This window comes from Marinobacter zhejiangensis, assembly GCF_900114775.1.
Classification (GTDB): domain Bacteria; phylum Pseudomonadota; class Gammaproteobacteria; order Pseudomonadales; family Oleiphilaceae; genus Marinobacter; species Marinobacter zhejiangensis.
The window spans coordinates 168,469-185,361 of the sequence record NZ_FOUE01000004.1; the positions used below are offsets into that span (position 1 = coordinate 168,469).

A 16,893-nucleotide genomic window follows, 5' to 3' on the forward strand; every position below is an offset into this window, starting at 1 on the left:
CCGGGGTGAATAAGACTTCAATCAGCCTTTGAATCGCCCGGCGCTAGTCGGTTAACGGACATGGATTGTCCAGGGAGTTACCTTTGCGGATAAGGATTACCGCATTTTCCTGCGGCGTTATCTTACTTTATTGGGTTGGCGTCATTCCACCTTTGCACTGGCTTATTGGTGGAATCTTTCTATGCCTTTTGGTGTTTTGCGTCACTTCCTCGCCAATTGCCCGACAAAGGGGCTCGGTTCTGGTGTTTTTGCTGCTGGGGGTTGTGTGGTCTGCGTGGTTCGCCGGCGAGCGAAAAGCGCAAATGCTACCCGAGCATCTTGAGGGTCAACCGCTCCAGGTCACCGGCTATCTGTGTGACGTTCCATCGGCGGGCAACTTTGACAGTGTTCGCTTCAGTCTTTGTGTGACCGGGTGGCCAGCGCTGGAGGGCGAGGTGTTATCCGGATTGCCGGAACGGTTGAAGTTGGCCTGGTATGGTCCGCAAGCCCGCTTGGAGGTGCCTCACCAGTTACTGCTTACCGTGGTCCTGAAGCGCCCCCATGGGTCGTTAAACCCTTCCGGTTTCCGTTACGAAACATGGTTGTTTCGCCAGGGCTATGGCGCGACGGGCACGGTGCGCGAGCTTTCCAGCTCGCCAGAGGAAGAGTGTAGTGTTCGCTGTGGCTACCACCGTTGGCGCAATCAATGGGCGGCGGCGCTTCATCAACGACTGTCAGCAACTGAGCATTTTGCCATTGCCGAGGCGTTGATTATTGGAAACCGGGGGTGGGTCACACCAGCCCAGTGGCAGGTGTTCCAGCAAACCGGCACGATTCACCTGGTGGCTATCTCAGGGCTCCACCTTGGTTTGATTGCTACTGGGGTGGCGTTCCTTGCCCGTTGGATTCTCGGTTTTCTACCGCTCTCCTTGGTTTCTCCGGCTCGCCAACGCTGGTGCCTGACTGCCTCGGTGTTGATTGTCTGCCTTGGGTATGCGCTGCTGGCGGGCTTTACCGTTCCGACACGGCGGGCACTGATCATGGTGGCCGTGGCTTGTTGGGTGTTGGTTTGGCCTCGTCAGTCCCGCCCCTGGGCCGGGTGGCAGGTCGCCTTGTTCCTGGTGTTGTTGGTTGACCCTTATGCGCCTCTGGATCAGGGCTTTTGGCTCTCGTTTGGTGCGGTCGCCGTTCTGATTCTGGTCTTCAGTGGGTGGGTTGGGCGCTGCCACTGGAGCCTGGCTCTGATTCTGGCGCAAGCGGCCGTCTTTGTTGGGCTCTGGCCGGTACTTGTGGCGATTGGTCAGCCCCAGGTGACCATGGGAGCGCCGGCAAACCTGGTAGCGGTACCCTGGGTGTCGCTGGTGGTGATGCCAGTCGTGTTGTTGGGCGGGGCAGTGATCGCCCTGGTGCCTGACTCGGCCCACGTTGTTGGCCAGGGGTATGACCTGGTATTAGGAGTGCTTTGGCAGTTCTTGTCCTGGCTGGCGGTTTGGTCGGACCCCTTGCCTGCAGCTGGCGTGTGGGTCCCATTCCTCCTTGGCGTGCTTGTCTTGGTGTCGTTGGTCATCCCGGTTCGATTCGCCCGGGGGCTGGCTTTCGCTCTATGTGGCGTGTGGTTGGCGACGGGCGTCTTGGGTGGCGGCGAGAAGAAAGTGGCTAACCCGGACGTTGATGCGCCAGAGGTGTGGGTATGGGATGTGGGCCAAGGGTTGTCGGTGCTGGTGCGTCATCAGAGGGGCGTGCTGATCTATGATACCGGGCCGTCATATCCCGGTGGCTACAGTGCTGTTGAAAGTGTCCTGTTGCCCAATCTGTCTCGCCTGGGTGTTGGTCAAATAGATTGGTTGGTCGTCAGTCATGGTGATGCTGACCATGCTGGAGGGCTCGCGACGCTGTTGTCCCGATTCCTGGTTGCTGAATTTGCCAGTGGTGAGCCTGAGCGGGTTCGCCAACGGATTGGGGATGGCTATTCGGGACAAATCTCGTCGTGCAGCGGCCTCGATGGAATTCGGGTGGGGGAGATAGAGGTCACAGCCTGGCAACACGCCAACGTGGCGCCATCAGGGGGGAACGATCGATCATGCGTGCTAACCCTTCGCTATGGGGGTGTTGAATGGGTTTTGCCCGGCGACATATCTGCGGACACGGAACGGGCGTTTCTCGACGAAGTTCCACCCCGGTCTGCCTCCTACCGTGCTGTGGTTGCGGCTCACCACGGCAGTAAAACATCGTCGGATACGGCCTGGGTTAACGCGCTGAAGCCTGACTTAGTGATCTTCAGTGCGGGTTACCGCCACCGCTTCGGGCACCCTCATCCAACCGTTATCGATCGTTACCGGGAAGCCGGTAGTGCGCTATTGAACACGGCGGAAACCGGAGCGATACACCTTCGGTTTGAAACCGAGGGCGAGGCAATTGATGTGGCCCGTGACCGCCAGCCATTCTGGATAGCTCCACCGCCGCTGTCAGCTGCATATCATTAAAATACCGTGACATTCCAGGTGTGGCCTCTGTCGGTAGCTATGCTAAAGTAGCGCGGCTTGTTAATTATCATGGAGACCAAGCGTGTTCGAGCTCTTGAAAGCCGGTGGCATCCTTATGGTGCCGATCATTGCCTGTTCCGTTCTTGCCCTAGCGATCATCCTTGAACGCTTCTGGACCCTGCGCCCATCCCGTATAGCGCCGGAGCAGACCATTAATGAATTGTGGCGATGGATCAAAAAGAAAGAGCTGAATGGCAGAAAACTCAAAGAGTTGCAGGGTTCTTCTCCATTAGGTCGCATCCTTGCTGGCGGGTTGATGAACGCCAAGCATGGCCGTGAAATCATGAAGGAAAGCATCGAGCATGAGGCCAGTCAGGTCATCCATGATCTTGAGCGTTTTCTGAACCCCCTGGGGACGGTGGCTACGATTACCCCACTGTTGGGCTTGCTCGGTACCGTTATCGGTATGATCAAGGTATTTGCGGAAATCCAGCTCGCTGGGGTTGGTGATGCCGGCAACCTGGCGGGTGGTATTTCGGAAGCGCTGATTACGACCGCATCAGGCCTGAGCGTGGCCATTCCTGCCCTGATTGCTCACCGTTATTTCATTCGTCGTGTTGATGAACTGGTGGTTAACATGGAGCAAGAGGCCATCAAGCTGGTGGAAGTTGTTCATGGTGACCGAGAAATCGACGTGGAAGGAGCCTGAGCGCCGTGAAATTCAAGCGCCAGAGGAGTCAGGAGGTTGGGGTAGACCTGACGCCTCTTATCGATGTGGTCTTCCTGCTGCTGATCTTTTTCATGGTGTCCACGACATTTACCCGGGAAAGCCACCTGAAGGTGGAGTTGCCGGAGGCGAATGGCGATGTCGTGGAAGCTGAGGTCCGTCAGATTGATGTGGTCATCAATGCCCAGGGGCAGTACTCCCTGAATGAGCGTGCGCTGGTGAATAACCGCCTTGAGACACTCGAACGTGCCGTTCGTGAGCTGTCTGAGGGAGATAGCTCGCTGCCCTTTATCATTACGGCTGATGCCAATACGCCGCATCAGTTCGTTGTCCGCGCCATGGACGTAGCCGGACGTTTGGGGTTCGCCAAGTTGAGTATTACAACCGAGCGAATCAGTGAAGAACGTTGATCCTGAACCTGGAGCGGACATGGCTGACCAGCCCTCCAATTGGCAGACCTACAAGCGTTTGCTCAAATACGTGCGACCCTTCTGGGTCGCCTTTGTTTTTGCGGTTATTGGTAATGTTATCTATGCGGGAGCGTCAACTGCCATGGCGGCCGCCATGGAGTACGTTATCGAGGCCATCGAAAACCCGACGGATCAGAACCGTCTCCTGCTGACTGGGTTGATCGTGGGCGTTTTCGCCATGCGCGGGCTCGGTACCTTCATGAGTCAGTATTTCATCAGCTACGTTGGGCGGAACGTGATCAACGCACTGCGGGTGCAGTTGTTTGACCGCTTGCTGACTTTGCCTTCCCGTTATTTCGATGACAACGCTGCAGGGCGCCTTGTTTCCAAGCTCACGTTCAACGTTGAGCAAGTAGCGGAAGCAACGACGGATGCTGTTACGATCACCCTTCGGGAAGGGCTGACGGTCGTTGGTCTACTGGGTTTCATGCTCTATACCAACTGGAAGCTGACGGTGGTTTTCCTGGTTGTTGGACCGGTGATTGGCCTGGTGGTCAGTTACGCCAGCAAACGCTTCCGTCGTTTGAGTAAGCGCATCCAGGGTTCCATGGGTGATATTACCCATGTGGCCTCCGAAGGCATTTCCGGCTACCGGGTCGTACGCACCTTTGGCGGCGAAGACTATGAACGCGAGCGCTTCCACCAGGTCAGCCAGCACAACCTGGTACAGAGCCTGAAAATGGCGTCGACTCAGGCGATCAGTGTTCCGGTCATCCAGGTGCTGGTTGCCCTGGCTATTGCATCGCTGGTCTGGTTGATGCTCTCGCCGGAAATCCGCGGGTCTATGTCGACGGGTGAACTGATCGCCTTTATCACCGCCGCGACCACCATGGCCAAGCCGGTGCGTCAGGTCACCTCCGTACACGCAAAAATCCAGAAAGGTGTGGCGGCAGCCCATGATGTCTTTGAAACCATGGACCAGCCAACGGAGGAGAATAGTGGCCAATATGCACCTGAGCGGGTAACCGGCCAGATTTCCCTGAACCAGGTTTGTTTCCGCTATCGCGACCAGCTGGATGATGTGCTCCACAACATCAGCCTGGACATTCCTGCCGGTCAGAGTGTGGCGCTGGTAGGGCGCTCGGGCAGCGGTAAATCGACTCTGGTCAGCCTGTTGCCTCGTTTCTACGAGTATACCGGTGGTGAAATCTCCATCGACGGCCATGCCCTTGGTGATTATGAACTCAGGGCGTTACGCAGTCAGATTGCCCTGGTGACACAGAATGTTGTGTTGTTCAACGACACGATTGCGGCCAACATCGCCTATGGGGCTCTCAAGGATGCCACTCGTGAGCAGATCCGCGAGGCGGCTGCCAAGGCTCATGCCCTTGAGTTCATTGATCGCATGCCAGATGGTCTCGACACAGTCATTGGTGACAACGGCGTGATGCTTTCCGGGGGGCAGCGACAGCGGCTGGCGATTGCCAGGGCGTTGCTGAAGAATGCGCCGATCCTGATTCTGGACGAAGCGACCTCGGCATTGGATACCGAGTCAGAGCGTCACATCCAGGACGCGTTAGAGACTGTGATGGAAGGTCGAACTACCTTGGTGATCGCTCACCGGTTGTCGACCATTGAGAAGGCAGACCGAATTGTGGTTATGGAGGCTGGGCAAATCATTGAATCCGGTCGTCATGAGGAGCTTCTGGCGGCGGGTGGCGCCTATGCCAACCTTCACCAAACCCAGTTTTCTGAGTCGGCATGACCCTGTCGGTTGATCGCCTTTGGTATGGGGCGGGTCGCCCGCTGTGGTTTCTTTGGCCGCTGGCATGGCTGTTCCGTCGCGTCGCCCGTGCCCGGCGCGACCGTGCCGTAAGCCAGCCCCCAAACCCAAAGTTGACTCTGCCTGTGGTTGTCGTTGGCAATATCACTGCCGGCGGAACCGGGAAGTCGCCGTTGACCGCCTGGCTGGTTGAGACCTTGAGGGAGGCCGGTTGGTCTCCGGTGATACTGACCCGTGGTTACGGTGGAAGCTCCGATCATTACCCGCTGCTGGTTTCCCCAGACTCCGACCCTGCCGAGGCTGGAGATGAGCCGGTGATGCTGGCGCAGCAGTGTGGATGCCCAGTCGTGGTAGATCCGAAACGGTATCGTGGTGGTCAATGGGCTATCCGCGAGCAGCTTGGCAACATCCTGGTTTGTGACGACGGCTTGCAGCACTATGCATTGCCACGTGATCTGGAGTTGGCTGTATTTGATGGTCAGCGTGGCATTGGTAACGGGGCGCCGATACCGGTGGGCCCACTCCGGGAGCCGGTCGATCGCCTCGAGAGTGTTGATTTTGTCATCACCAATGGCCAGCTCCCCCTTCCTCTGGAACATCGGGCCCAGTTCTGCATGGCATTGAAGCCTGCGCTTATTCGGAACCTCTGTTCGGGTGAATCTCAACCCTTGGAGTGGCTACAAGGCCGTAAAGTGCGGGCTGTAGCGGGTATCGGCAATCCCCAGCGGTTCTTCGATACCTTGGCTGAGCTTGGGGCACTGGTGAGATCGAGGGCGTTGCCGGACCATCATCGGTTTCGCGGTGAAGACCTTGAAACGGCGCAAGATGAAGTGCTGTTGATGACCGCCAAGGATGCCGTTAAATGTAAGGCCATTGCGCCGGCGAATACCTGGGTACTGGAGGTAAGGGCGGAGCTGCCCGAAGCGTTCCGAAAAGACCTGCTGGACAGGTTACAATAGCCTGAGCCGAACTCCGGTGGCGTTACTGAATAGAACCTGAACCATTTGCGAGACCATAATCATGGATAAGAAACTGTTGGGAATGTTGGCATGCCCAGTGTGCAAGGGTGAACTCAAGCTTGATCGAGAACGCCAGGAGCTGGTTTGTTATGCCGATGCCATGGCTTTTCCGATTCGCGAAGGCATCCCGGTCATGCTGGCGGTTGAAGCCCGTACCCTTGGATCGGAAGAACGGCTTGAGCGCCACTGAATCTAGCCCCAACACTTTTACAGGGTAGCACCATGTCATTCACGGTAGTGATTCCAGCCCGCTATTCATCCTCTCGTTTACCCGGCAAGCCCCTTGCGGATATTGCAGGTAAGCCGATGATCCAGCATGTTTATGAGCGGGCTACTGAGAGCAAGGCTGACCGGGTTGTCATTGCAACGGATGACCAGCGGATTATGGACGCCTGTAAAAGCTTTGGCGCAGAAGCGGTAATGACCTCGGCGGACCACGCCAGCGGGACTGATCGCCTGGAAGAAGTGGCAAGAACCCTGGGTTTCTCTGCGGATCACCGGGTTATTAATGTCCAGGGTGATGAGCCGATGATCCCTCCCGCGCTGATCAACCAGGTAGCGGCCAACCTTGGTAGTAACCCTGAAGCATCCATCTCGACGCTTTGCGAACAAATCGACGATGTGGCCAGCCTGTTTAACCCCAATGTTGTAAAGGTGGTGTTTGATCACCGTGGCATGGCCCACTACTTCAGTCGTGCCCCGATCCCTTGGGCGAGGGACGCATGGAGTGAAGGCCAGCGGCCAGACAGCCTCCCCGAGGGCGCCAGTTATTACCGTCACATCGGGATCTATGGCTACCGTGTTGGTTTATTGACAGACTTTGTCACCTGGTCGCCTGCGCCCATTGAAACCACGGAGTGCCTGGAGCAGCTTCGTGCGCTGTTCAACGGAGCCCGCATTCACGTTGCTGAGGCTTGTCAGGCCCCGCCAGCGGGAGTGGATACCGAAGAGGATCTTACCCGTCTTCGTCGCCTGATGGCTGACACGGCCAACTCTTAACTCAGCAACCGGGGAGTGTCACCGCCATGAGTCAGGTAAAGGTTCTGTTTGTTTGTCTTGGCAACATCTGCCGCTCGCCGTCTGCACAGGGGGTGTTTGAGCGGGTCGTCGCTGATGCGGGGCTGACAGGGCAGGTCGTTGTGGATTCCTGTGGTACCGGGGACTGGCATGTGGGTAAGGCGCCTGACGCCCGCGCAATTGACGCGGCCCTTAGGCGAGGCGTTGATATTCGCGGCTTGCGGGCGCGGCAATTTGCGGTGGGCGACCTGGATACCTTCGACTATATCCTGGTCATGGACCGGCAAAATCTAGCAGACATAAAGTCGTTCTGGCGCCAGCAGGGTGGGACAGAGCCCCAGCTTTTCCTGAGTTACGGTGGTCAGTCGACTTTGCACGAAGTGCCTGACCCTTACTATGGCGGTGAGCAAGGCTTTGAGGAGGTTCTGGACCTGATTGAAGAGGCCAGCCGTGGATTGCTTGGGGCCATTCGGGAGCACCATTTGTGAGTGCTTCGCTGGTTGTTCGTGAATCGGTAGACCTGTCTCCCTTCAATACCTTGGGTATTCGTGCGCGTGCTCGATATTTCACTGAGGCCAGCTCCCTTGAGCAGCTCCGGCAAGCGCTTGACTGGGCAAATCAGCGGGCGCTTGAGGTGCTGGTTCTGGGTGGCGGCAGCAACTTGGTGTTTGCCGGGGATGTTGATGGCTTGGTGGTTCGTATCACGATTTCAGGACGTCGCTGGACCGAGGTCGATAATGACCACGCCAAACTGATTCTTGGGGCAGGGGAATGCTGGCACGATGCGGTGATATATGCTGCCAAGGCGGGTTACCGGGGCATTGAAAACATGGCTCTGATACCGGGCACAGCCGGCGCCGCACCCGTGCAGAACATCGGCGCCTATGGGGCGGAGCTCAAGGATACGCTGTCCAGTGTAACAGCCTGGGACAGGGAAAATGATGAGGTCGTCTCGCTGTCGAACGAAGACTGTTGCTTTGCTTATCGCGACAGTTTGTTCAAGCAATGCCCCGGCCGATACATCATTCTTGACGTTACCCTCTGCCTTTCTCGCAGTGCGCCGTTAAACCTGGGTTACGGCGACCTCAAGGACTACTTTTCAAACCGAAGCGACGACAAGCCGTTGACGCCCCTGGACGTGGCCGAAGGCGTCATGGCAGTACGTCGCCGGAAACTGCCGGACCCCGCAGTGCTCCCCAATGTAGGGAGTTTTTTCAAAAACCCAGTGGTGCCGCTGGAAACCTGGGATCGGTTGCGAGCGGATTTCCCGGATATTGCTGCTTATCCTGCCGAACATTCCGTTAAGCTGGCCGCCGCGTGGCTGATTGATCGTTGTGGATGGAAGGGGTTTCGCAACGGCAAGGTTGGGGTGCATAACCGCCAGGCCCTGGTGCTGGTCAATCATGCTGGGGGCAGTGGCAATGACATCCTGTTACTGGCTGGCAGGATAAAGGACGATGTCCGAGGGCGTTTTGGGGTAGAGCTGGAGATGGAGCCGCAGGTGGTGCTGGCGACAAGCGCCGCCAGCACCGACTTTCAATAATATCCGCGGGGATCAGAGGCCGCTGCGTGGGGATGCGTTGACCAGGAAGGACAGCGCGTCGGTAACCGCGATATCCTGTTTGTCGGCGTCACGGCGTCCCTTGTACTCCAGTGTGCCTGCGCTGAGGCCACGGTCCGAAACCACAAAGCGGTGAGGGATACCAATCAGTTCCATATCCGCAAACTTCACGCCTGGCCGCTCATTACGGTCATCCAGCAGAACATCGTAGCCGGCCTGACGCAGCTGGGTGTAAAGCAGTTCAGCGGCTTCCATCACCTCCGGCGATTTATGGGCGTTCAGGGTCACAATAGCGACTTCAAACGGAGCGATTGCGTCGGGCCAGATGATGCCGCGGTCATCGTAGTTCTGTTCAATGGATGCGGCTACGATGCGAGATACCCCGATGCCATAGCAGCCCATTTCCATAATGGCGGTTTTGCCGTGTTCATCCAGAACCGTGGCATTCAGCGCTTTGCTGTACTTGTTACCAAGCTTGAAGATATGGCCCACTTCAATGCCGCGCCGGATTTCCAGGGTGCCCTTGCCGCAGGGGCTGAGGTCACCTTCAACCACGTTGCGAAGATCTTCGACGCGCTCAATAGCGACATCCCGGCTCCAGTTGACGCCGGTGAGGTGGTAGCCTTCTTTGTTGGCGCCGCACACGAAATCTGCCAGGTGAGCCGCGCTGCGATCCACGATGACGGGAATGTTCAGACCAACAGGGCCAATGGAGCCAGGTTTGCAGCCAACCGCCTGTTCGATCTCTTCATCGGTTGCCATGGTCAGCGGCTCGGCGATGCCAGGTAGGTTCTCCGCTTTGATCTCGTTGAGAGAGTGGTCACCCCTGAGGATCAGGGCAATCAGGCCACCTTCTTCATCTTCCTCGACTTGCGCCTTTACAATCAGCGTTTTGACCGTTTGAGTAGCGTCAACCTTCAGGAAGGTTGCAACGTCGTCAATAGTACGCTGATCGGGTGTGGCAACTTCAGCGAGGGCCTCACTGGCGGCTGGGCGATCCCCGGCAGGGGCCACGGCTTCCGCCTTTTCGATGTTGGCCGCGTAATCGCTTTCGGTACTGAAAACGATGTCGTCTTCCCCTGAACTGGCCAGCACGTGGAATTCGTGGGACGAGCTGCCGCCAATGGAGCCGGAGTCCGCCTGCACAGGTCGGTAGTCCAGCCCCAGTCGGTCGAAGATGGCGCAGTAGGTGCGGTGCATGACCTCATAGGTCTCATCCAGGGATTGCTGGTTGAGGTGGAAGGAGTAGGCGTCCTTCATCACGAATTCCCTGGCGCGCATGACCCCGAAACGAGGGCGGCGTTCGTCGCGGAACTTGGTCTGAATCTGATAGAAGTTGGCGGGAAGCTCTTTGTAGCTTTTCAATTCATTACGGACCATGTCGGTAATGACTTCTTCGTGGGTTGGGCCAAAGCAGAATTCCCGACCATGGCGGTCATTGAGGCGCAGGAGTTCGCCGCCGTATTGCTCCCAGCGGCCAGATTCCTGCCAGAGTTCCGCCGGCTGCACGGCGGGCATAAGAACTTCCTGGGCGCCGCTCTTGTCCATTTCTTCACGGACGATGCGTTCAACCTTGCGCAACACCCTGAGACCCATTGGCAGCCAGGTGTACAGGCCAGCGGCCAGTTTACGGGTCATTCCAGCCCTGAGCATCAACTGGTGGCTGATGACCTCGGCATCGGCGGGGGTTTCTTTCAAGGTAGCAATCAGGTAGCGGCTTGCTCGCATCGTGTTTTCCGTTGTCAGTGAACCAGAGAATGCTGCCCTACAGCATCTTGCCCATTCGGACCTTGGTATTAGGCAGCTTTATTTGTTACATCGTGGGGGGTATTGTACGGAGCCCGTGGGTTAAGGTACAGATTGGGAGGATGGCTTCATGAGTCTTACTGCGATAGATATTGAGACGCTGATCAGGGATGGGGTTCCCATGGCCAACGATATTGGGTTTACTGTTGAAGAAGCCCGGTCCGGTTATGCCAGAACCCGCCTGAAGTTTTCCGACCGCCAGATCCGGCCCGGTGGAACGATCTCCGGCCCGGTGCAGATGGCGCTGGCGGATGCTTCTATGTATGCGGCAGTTCTGGCCTCTTTGGGCAAGGTAGAAATGGCGGTGACGAGTAACCTATCGATTAACTTTTTGCAGCGACCAGCGCCAGGTGACCTTTCCGCTGAGGCCATTGTGCTTCGGATGGGGCGGAGGCTGGCCTTCTGTGAAGTGCGTTTGATGTCCGGAGAAGGGAGTGATGAGCAGTTGGTGGCGCATGTCACCGGAAGCTATGCGCTCCCGGCCTAGTACAGAGAGCTAGCACCCTCGCCCAATACCCAAGTCTAGCCGCCCGGCCCAGTAACACAGCAGGACCCAGGATGAATGAAGAAAACATCGATGTAAAACCGCGACGCACGCCAGTACAGGCCCGAAGTCGAGAAAGGGTGAGTGCAATCCTTCGTCACGCGGCAGGTATATTCAATGAATTTGGCGTTGATGGTACCAGTATGTCGGCCATAGCGCGCAGTTCCGACATGTCACTGGCGTCCCTGTACCGCTACTACCCGAATAAGGCGGCTATTGTTAAGGCCATTGCTGAGACCCATGTAACAAAGATGGAGCAGGCATTGCGGGAGCGTCTTGCCGAAACCGATATGGTGCAGGCTGTCGATGTGCTGGTTGATCTGTATTACGACTTCTATCGAAATGAGCCGGCCTACTCGGCGATCTGGAGTGGAGTTGGCTCCATGCCTGAGTTGAGAGAGCTTGATCTCAGCGAGCTTCATACCAATGCCAGGGATCTGGATGCACGCCTGGAAAAAGATTTGCCGGAACTGTCCAGCGAACGTCGCTGGAGTGCCAGTCTGCTTTTACCCCGGTCCGTCGGAACCATGTTGAGGTTGGCTGTCACCTTGCCTGAACAGGAGGCGGAAAGCCTTGTGCGCGAGATTAAAATCATGGCGAAAGCCTATCTAGCCACCTTGGCCAACTAGCGTTCGAGGGAGGTGGCGATCTGGCGGTCTTGCGTCAGGTCAGATACCCCAAGGGCAGCGCCGTGTTGTCAATAACCCGGCGCAGAACAAAGCTTGAATGGACACCGCTAACCCCTTGAATCCGGGTTATCCGGTTGAGCAGGAAGTGGTGGTAGTGATCCATGTCCGGTACCACCACTTTGAGCATATAGTCAGCGTCGTGACCGGTAATCAAATAGCACTCCTGAACTTCCGGGTAGCCGGACACCTGCTCCTCAAAAGCGGCAAAGCGCTCTGGGGTATGGCGGTCCATGCCAATCAGCAGGATCGCCGTTAGCGACAGTCCCAGTTTCTTGTGATCAAGAATGATCGCTCGCTTCACGATAACCCCCGCGTCCTCAAGAGCCCGTACTCGTCTAAGACAGGGCGAGGGTGACAGCCCCACTTTTTCCGCCAGCTCCTGATTGCTCAGGGACCCGTCTTTCTGGAGTTGTTCCAGGATACTGCGGTCCATCTTGTCCAGTTGTACCAGCTCTTGCTTTTTGATCGACATAATCTGCGCTTTTTCCTTCGAATGGCGATAGGATATTGCGCACAATAGAGGGAATTAAGGCGAGAACGCAAGCAACTTTCGACTCGCTTAGCGTAATCTATAGATCTACTAACCCTCTCGGACAGTCCTTCAGAAGGAAGTGCTCAAATGTCTTTCGATCACAGCAAGTACGTTGCGTTTCCCCCCATCAAAAAAACAAACCGGCGCTGGCCTGACCAGGTTATCGAAAAGGCACCGACTTGGTGTGCGGTTGACCTGAGAGATGGCAATCAGGCTCTCGTTAAGCCGATGACGGTTGCTCAGAAACAGAGAATGTTTGATCTGTTGGTGAAGCTTGGTTTTAAAGAAATTGAAATTGGTTTTCCGGCGGCCAGTCAGCCCGATTTTGATTTTTGCCGCAAGTTGATTGAAGAGCAGCGCATTCCCGAGGGTGTGACCATTCAGGTTTTGACCCAGGCCCGTGAGGAACTGATCGAGCGAACATTCGAAGCTTTGAAGGGTGTGAGTCGTGCGGTGGTGCATGTATACAACTCCACCTCTACGGTTCAGCGGCAGCAGGTGTTCGGCATGGATCGAGCGGGGATTCGAGAGATCGCCGTCAACGGGGCAACGCTGGTCAGGGACATTGCCCGAGGCTTCCCGGATACGGATTGGACGTTTGAGTACTCCCCGGAAAGTTTTACCGGGACCGAGCTGGACTTTGCGGCTGAGGTGATTGACGCCGTAAACGACGTCTGGCGTCCGGATAACGGGCAAAAGGTGGTCATTAACCTGCCGGCGACCGTCGAGATGGCCACACCCAATGTGTTTGCTGATCAGGTGGAGTGGATCTGTGACCATATTCGGTACCGCGAGCATATCAGTATCAGTGTCCATACCCATAACGACCGTGGTTGCGCGGTGGCTGCTGCGGAGTTGGCGGTAATGGCAGGGGCTGACCGGGTTGAAGGTACCCTGATGGGGAATGGCGAACGTACGGGCAACATGGATTTGGTGACCATGGCCATGAACCTCTATTCCCAGGGTATCGACCCAGAGCTCGATTTGTCTGGTATGGCTGAAATTGCCGATGTTGTAGAAGCCTGTACCGAAATCCAGACCCATCCACGCCATCCCTATGCCGGGGAGCTTGTGTTTACCGCGTTCTCTGGCAGCCACCAGGACGCAATACGGAAGTGTCTCGCCCAGCGGGAGCCGGGGCGGGCCTGGAATGTTGCCTATTTGCCAATCGATCCCAGTGATTTGGGACGGCGCTATGAGGAAGTGGTTCGCATCAACAGTCAGTCCGGGAAGGGCGGAGTGGCCTATGTGTTGGAGCGGGATTACGGCATCAGTCTTCCGCGTTGGCTGCAGATTGAATTCAGCAAGCTGGTTCAGCGGGAGGCCGAACGTAACGGCGGAGAAATGGGACCGGATGCCATCCACGAGCTTTTCAGGACACACTACCTGGATGTTCAGCGGGACTGGGAATTGACGTCATACGATTTCCATCGTGATGACCAGGGGGTTCATGCTGAAGTTCGTGTTGGCGAAAAAGGTACGGTACTTTCCGGGCAGGGGCTTGGTGTGGTTGAGGCTGTTGTCCAAGGGCTCGGCCGGCAGCTGGGTGTGTCTGTCGCCGTAGAGGCTTATGATGAGTTCGCTTTAGGGGAAGGCACTGCAGCCAACGCGCTGGCATGCATTCGGGTTGTTTCCGGAGAGCAGGTGAGCAGTGCGGCGGCGCTGGCAGAAGATACCGCATCAGCTACCGTTCAGGCGTTGTTGACGGCTGTCTCAAAATTGGAACAGGTCGGACACGTTGGTAATGAAGCCGACGAAGCAGCGGAAGCGTTGGTTTCCTGACTCGAGGATGGAGACAATAAAAAGCCGGCTTACGCCGGCTTTTAAATACCACAGCCCGTGAGGGGCAGGGGGCAGAGTGAGAACATAACCTTAGACCGGGGTTACGTTTTCTGCCTGAGGACCTTTCGGACCCTGGGTCACGGTGAACTGTACCTGCTGACCTTCGGTCAGGGTACGGAAACCGGATGAGTTGATTGCACTGTAATGAACGAATACGTCACTACCGCCTTCCTGAGCGATGAAGCCAAAGCCTTTCGACTCGTTGAACCACTTAACGTGGCCAGTTTTAGTATCAGACATCGATATTTCCTGTATTTCTGAAGTTGTACCCTCACGGGACCTACGCTATTCCTGACGGAACAGCCAGTGCTGAGAAATCCAGAGAGTACCGAGGATGGAGCAACGAAAGCTGGCGAGCAGGACGTTGGAACACAACCACTTAATACCGCTGTCTTTTCACAGCAAATTCAGTATAGACCCTGTTTGAGGGTCGTCAACGCATTTTTTGGGGCTTTGATCACCAATTTTTACAGATAGAAAACAACACCTTGTAATATTCCCGGCCGGTATTGGATCTGGGCGTTTTAGGCGCCCCGATCCAATATGCTCGGCAGGGTTAGCTGGTGAAATGCTGGCTGATTTCCTCAAGAATTGCCGGGTCATCAATGGTGCTTGGCACGGAATATTGCTGGCCGTCTGCAATCTGCCGAATGACTCGCCTGAGAATCTTTCCAGAGCGGGTTTTTGGCAAACGGTCGACGATAATCGCCTGGCGGAAGCACGCGATGGCGCCAATGCGTTCCCGGACCATATCAACCAATTCCTCTTCCAGCTCGGTCTCAGAGATAGTGGCGCCATCCTTGATCAGCACCAACCCCAGTGGAACCTGGCCTTTTAACTCGTCGTTGGCACCGATCACGCAGCACTCCGCGACGGCTGGATGGGATGCGATGATCTCTTCCATTTCTCCGGTTGACAGGCGGTGTCCGGCCACATTTATGACATCGTCGGTTCGGCCCATGATAAACACGTAGCCATCTTCATCAATGTAGCCCCCATCCCCTGAGCTGTAATAGCCAGGAATCGGTGCCAGATAGGTGTTTTGGAAGCGGGCGTCGTCACCCCATACTGTGCTCAGGCACCCAGGAGGTAAGGGCAGCTTGATCGCGACATCGCCCTGTTCGCCAGCGGCCACGGGAATACCTTCCGGGTCCAGCACTTGAACGTTAAAGCCGGGAGATGGGAATGTCGCCGACCCAGGCTTGGTCTGTACCATGTCAATGCCGGTGGGGTTGCAGCAGATGGCCCAGCCAGTTTCTGTTTGCCACCAGTGGTCGAGTACGGGCAGGCTTGTGTGTTCCCGCAGCCATTCGTAGGTTGGCGGGTCGAGCCGCTCTCCGGCGAGATAAATACGTTTGAGCGAGCCGATGTCGTAGCGGTGGAGTTGATCGGCTTCGGGGTCTTCCTTGCGCACGGCCCGGAAGGCGGTGGGGGCGGTAAACAGGATGTTGACCTTGTGATCTTCACAGACCCGCCAGAATGCGCCAGCGTCGGGTGTGCGGACCGGCTTGCCTTCGTACAGGATGGTGGTGCAGCCGGTAAACAGCGGGCCGTAAACGATGTAGCTGTGACCGACTACCCAGCCCACGTCTGAGGCGGCCCAGAAAACATCACCGGGGCTGGCGTCATAAACCAGGGACATGCTGTAGCGTATGGCCACCGCATGACCGCCGTTGTCTCTCACCACGCCCTTGGGCTTGCCCGTCGTTCCTGAGGTATAGAGGATGTACAGCGGATCTGTCGACTTGACCGGGACCGGGTCGACGGCTTCAGCGTTGGCGACGAACGCATTCCACTCCAGGTCGCGCCCGGCTACCAGGCTTGCCTTGGCTTCTGGGCGCTGGAACAGAATGCAGCACTCGGGTTTGTGCTCAGCCTCTTTGATGGCATCGTCCACCAGTGGCTTATATTCGATGACTCGGTTCACTTCAATGCCGCAGGAGGCCGTAATGATGGCTTTCGGTTTGGCGTCGTCGATTCGCACTGCCAGTTCATGGGCCGCAAAGCCACCAAACACAACGGAATGTATGGCGCCAATGCGGGCACATGCGAGCATGGCAATGACCGCTTGCGGAATCATGGGCATGTATATGATGACGCGGTCACCTTTGGTGATGCCCTGGGCGCGCATTGCACCCGCAAATATGGCGACCTGATCGCGAAGCTCGAGATAGGTGAACGACTGCTGGGTGCCGGTTACCGGAGAATCATAGATCAGGGCGTTCTGTTCGCCCCGGCCAGCTCGAATGTTGGCGTCGAGAGCAATGTCGCAGGTATTCAACGTGCCGTCCGGGAACCAGTTGCCATGACCGTTATCGAGCTTTTCCCACATGATTTTCGGGGGCTGGATCCAGTCGATTGCATCGGCCTGTTTACCCCAGAACGCTTCTGGCTGGTCGATAGAGCGCTTGAATTCGGCGTGGTAGGTCATTCGTCCACCTCAACTCAATGTTTGTTGTCATTATTTTCCTGATAGGCTGATGACAGACTTTATGTGGTTT

Annotated in this window: 16 protein-coding genes; 12 read left to right on the top strand and 4 right to left on the bottom strand. The window is 56.6% G+C overall.

All coding sequences use genetic code 11. The annotated features are described in order from the left end of the window. Positions 1 to 152 precede the first annotated feature (152 nt). From BMZ67_RS13650 to murB, 9 genes are all read left to right on the top strand, one after another. Positions 153 to 2,462 carry a DNA internalization-related competence protein ComEC/Rec2 gene (locus BMZ67_RS13650; RefSeq protein ID WP_281246616.1) on the top strand — a complete coding sequence of 770 codons (2,310 nt, stop codon included), beginning with the start codon at positions 153 to 155 and terminating at the stop codon, positions 2,460 to 2,462. Positions 2,463 to 2,544: 82 nt separating this feature from the next. Beyond that, a complete protein-coding gene (locus tag BMZ67_RS13655; protein ID WP_092023589.1) occupies positions 2,545 to 3,171 on the top strand; it encodes a MotA/TolQ/ExbB proton channel family protein in 627 nt (208 codons plus the stop codon). Positions 3,172 to 3,176: 5 nt separating this feature from the next. Beyond that, complete coding sequence (locus BMZ67_RS13660; protein ID WP_092023591.1) at positions 3,177 to 3,599, top strand: ExbD/TolR family protein; 423 nt, start codon at positions 3,177 to 3,179, stop codon at positions 3,597 to 3,599. Between the two features lie 19 nt (positions 3,600 to 3,618). Beyond that, the gene (msbA, locus tag BMZ67_RS13665; protein WP_092023593.1) at positions 3,619 to 5,364 is read left to right on the top strand and encodes a lipid A export permease/ATP-binding protein MsbA; all 1,746 of its coding nucleotides are present in this window, start codon (positions 3,619 to 3,621) and stop codon (positions 5,362 to 5,364) included. Next, complete coding sequence (gene lpxK / locus BMZ67_RS13670; protein ID WP_092023595.1) at positions 5,361 to 6,341, top strand: tetraacyldisaccharide 4'-kinase; 981 nt, start codon at positions 5,361 to 5,363, stop codon at positions 6,339 to 6,341. Before msbA ends, lpxK begins: the two co-directional genes overlap by 4 nt. Positions 6,342 to 6,402: 61 nt before the next feature. Further along, positions 6,403 to 6,591, top strand: coding sequence for a Trm112 family protein (locus BMZ67_RS13675; RefSeq protein ID WP_092023597.1), 189 nt, complete (start codon positions 6,403 to 6,405; stop codon positions 6,589 to 6,591). A gap of 32 nt (positions 6,592 to 6,623) precedes the next feature. After that, the gene (gene kdsB, locus BMZ67_RS13680) at positions 6,624 to 7,400 is read left to right on the top strand and encodes a 3-deoxy-manno-octulosonate cytidylyltransferase (RefSeq protein WP_092023599.1); all 777 of its coding nucleotides are present in this window, start codon (positions 6,624 to 6,626) and stop codon (positions 7,398 to 7,400) included. A gap of 26 nt (positions 7,401 to 7,426) precedes the next feature. After that, positions 7,427 to 7,906 (top strand): low molecular weight protein-tyrosine-phosphatase, encoded by a 480-nt coding sequence (locus BMZ67_RS13685; RefSeq protein ID WP_092023601.1) that lies wholly within the window; start codon positions 7,427 to 7,429, stop codon positions 7,904 to 7,906. Continuing rightward, complete coding sequence (gene murB, locus BMZ67_RS13690) at positions 7,903 to 8,961, top strand: UDP-N-acetylmuramate dehydrogenase (protein ID WP_092023603.1); 1,059 nt, start codon at positions 7,903 to 7,905, stop codon at positions 8,959 to 8,961. The genes BMZ67_RS13685 and murB overlap by 4 nt, the downstream gene beginning before the upstream one ends. A gap of 12 nt (positions 8,962 to 8,973) precedes the next feature. On the opposite strand, the gene BMZ67_RS13695 is transcribed toward murB, so the two are convergent. Then, positions 8,974 to 10,707, bottom strand: a complete 1,734-nt coding sequence (locus BMZ67_RS13695) for a proline--tRNA ligase (protein ID WP_092023605.1) — start codon at positions 10,705 to 10,707, stop codon at positions 8,974 to 8,976. 148 nt (positions 10,708 to 10,855) lie between these two features. On the opposite strand from BMZ67_RS13695, the gene BMZ67_RS13700 reads away from it, so the two are divergent. Beyond that, positions 10,856 to 11,272: a PaaI family thioesterase gene (locus BMZ67_RS13700; protein ID WP_092023607.1), complete on the top strand. Its 417-nt coding sequence runs from the start codon at positions 10,856 to 10,858 to the stop codon at positions 11,270 to 11,272. Positions 11,273 to 11,343: 71 nt separating this feature from the next. Then, positions 11,344 to 11,958 (top strand): TetR/AcrR family transcriptional regulator, encoded by a 615-nt coding sequence (locus BMZ67_RS13705; protein ID WP_092023609.1) that lies wholly within the window; start codon positions 11,344 to 11,346, stop codon positions 11,956 to 11,958. 34 nt (positions 11,959 to 11,992) lie between these two features. Here BMZ67_RS13705 and BMZ67_RS13710 read toward each other — a convergent pair whose 3' ends face one another. Continuing rightward, on the bottom strand, positions 11,993 to 12,490 hold the full coding sequence (locus tag BMZ67_RS13710; RefSeq protein ID WP_092023611.1) for an Lrp/AsnC family transcriptional regulator: 498 nt from the start codon (positions 12,488 to 12,490) through the stop codon (positions 11,993 to 11,995). Positions 12,491 to 12,637: 147 nt separating this feature from the next. On the opposite strand from BMZ67_RS13710, the gene leuA reads away from it, so the two are divergent. Further along, positions 12,638 to 14,332 carry a 2-isopropylmalate synthase gene (gene leuA / locus BMZ67_RS13715; protein ID WP_092023613.1) on the top strand — a complete coding sequence of 565 codons (1,695 nt, stop codon included), beginning with the start codon at positions 12,638 to 12,640 and terminating at the stop codon, positions 14,330 to 14,332. A gap of 90 nt (positions 14,333 to 14,422) precedes the next feature. On the opposite strand, the gene BMZ67_RS13720 is transcribed toward leuA, so the two are convergent. Both BMZ67_RS13720 and BMZ67_RS13725 read right to left on the bottom strand, forming a co-directional pair. After that, entirely contained in the window at positions 14,423 to 14,632 is a 210-nt protein-coding gene (locus BMZ67_RS13720) for a cold-shock protein (protein ID WP_091812013.1), read from the bottom strand. Positions 14,633 to 14,948: 316 nt separating this feature from the next. Then, positions 14,949 to 16,823, bottom strand: coding sequence for a propionyl-CoA synthetase (locus BMZ67_RS13725; protein WP_092023615.1), 1,875 nt, complete (start codon positions 16,821 to 16,823; stop codon positions 14,949 to 14,951). Positions 16,824 to 16,893: the final 70 nt, after the last annotated feature.

Excerpts from the sequence above, each read along its gene's own strand:
- BMZ67_RS13700 (WP_092023607.1), top strand. The coding sequence starts at position 10,856 with ATGAGTCTTACTGCGATAGATATTGAGACGCTGATCAGGGATGGGGTT.
- BMZ67_RS13720 (WP_091812013.1), bottom strand. The coding sequence starts at position 14,632 with ATGTCTGATACTAAAACTGGCCACGTTAAGTGGTTCAACGAGTCGAAA.
- msbA (WP_092023593.1), top strand. The coding sequence starts at position 3,619 with ATGGCTGACCAGCCCTCCAATTGGCAGACCTACAAGCGTTTGCTCAAA.
- BMZ67_RS13705 (WP_092023609.1), top strand. The coding sequence starts at position 11,344 with ATGAATGAAGAAAACATCGATGTAAAACCGCGACGCACGCCAGTACAG.
- BMZ67_RS13725 (WP_092023615.1), bottom strand. The coding sequence starts at position 16,823 with ATGACCTACCACGCCGAATTCAAGCGCTCTATCGACCAGCCAGAAGCG.
- BMZ67_RS13695 (WP_092023605.1), bottom strand. The coding sequence starts at position 10,707 with ATGCGAGCAAGCCGCTACCTGATTGCTACCTTGAAAGAAACCCCCGCC.
- BMZ67_RS13685 (WP_092023601.1), top strand. The coding sequence starts at position 7,427 with ATGAGTCAGGTAAAGGTTCTGTTTGTTTGTCTTGGCAACATCTGCCGC.
- leuA (WP_092023613.1), top strand. The coding sequence starts at position 12,638 with ATGTCTTTCGATCACAGCAAGTACGTTGCGTTTCCCCCCATCAAAAAA.
- lpxK (WP_092023595.1), top strand. The coding sequence starts at position 5,361 with ATGACCCTGTCGGTTGATCGCCTTTGGTATGGGGCGGGTCGCCCGCTG.
- BMZ67_RS13710 (WP_092023611.1), bottom strand. The coding sequence starts at position 12,490 with ATGTCGATCAAAAAGCAAGAGCTGGTACAACTGGACAAGATGGACCGC.
- BMZ67_RS13675 (WP_092023597.1), top strand. The coding sequence starts at position 6,403 with ATGGATAAGAAACTGTTGGGAATGTTGGCATGCCCAGTGTGCAAGGGT.
- kdsB (WP_092023599.1), top strand. The coding sequence starts at position 6,624 with ATGTCATTCACGGTAGTGATTCCAGCCCGCTATTCATCCTCTCGTTTA.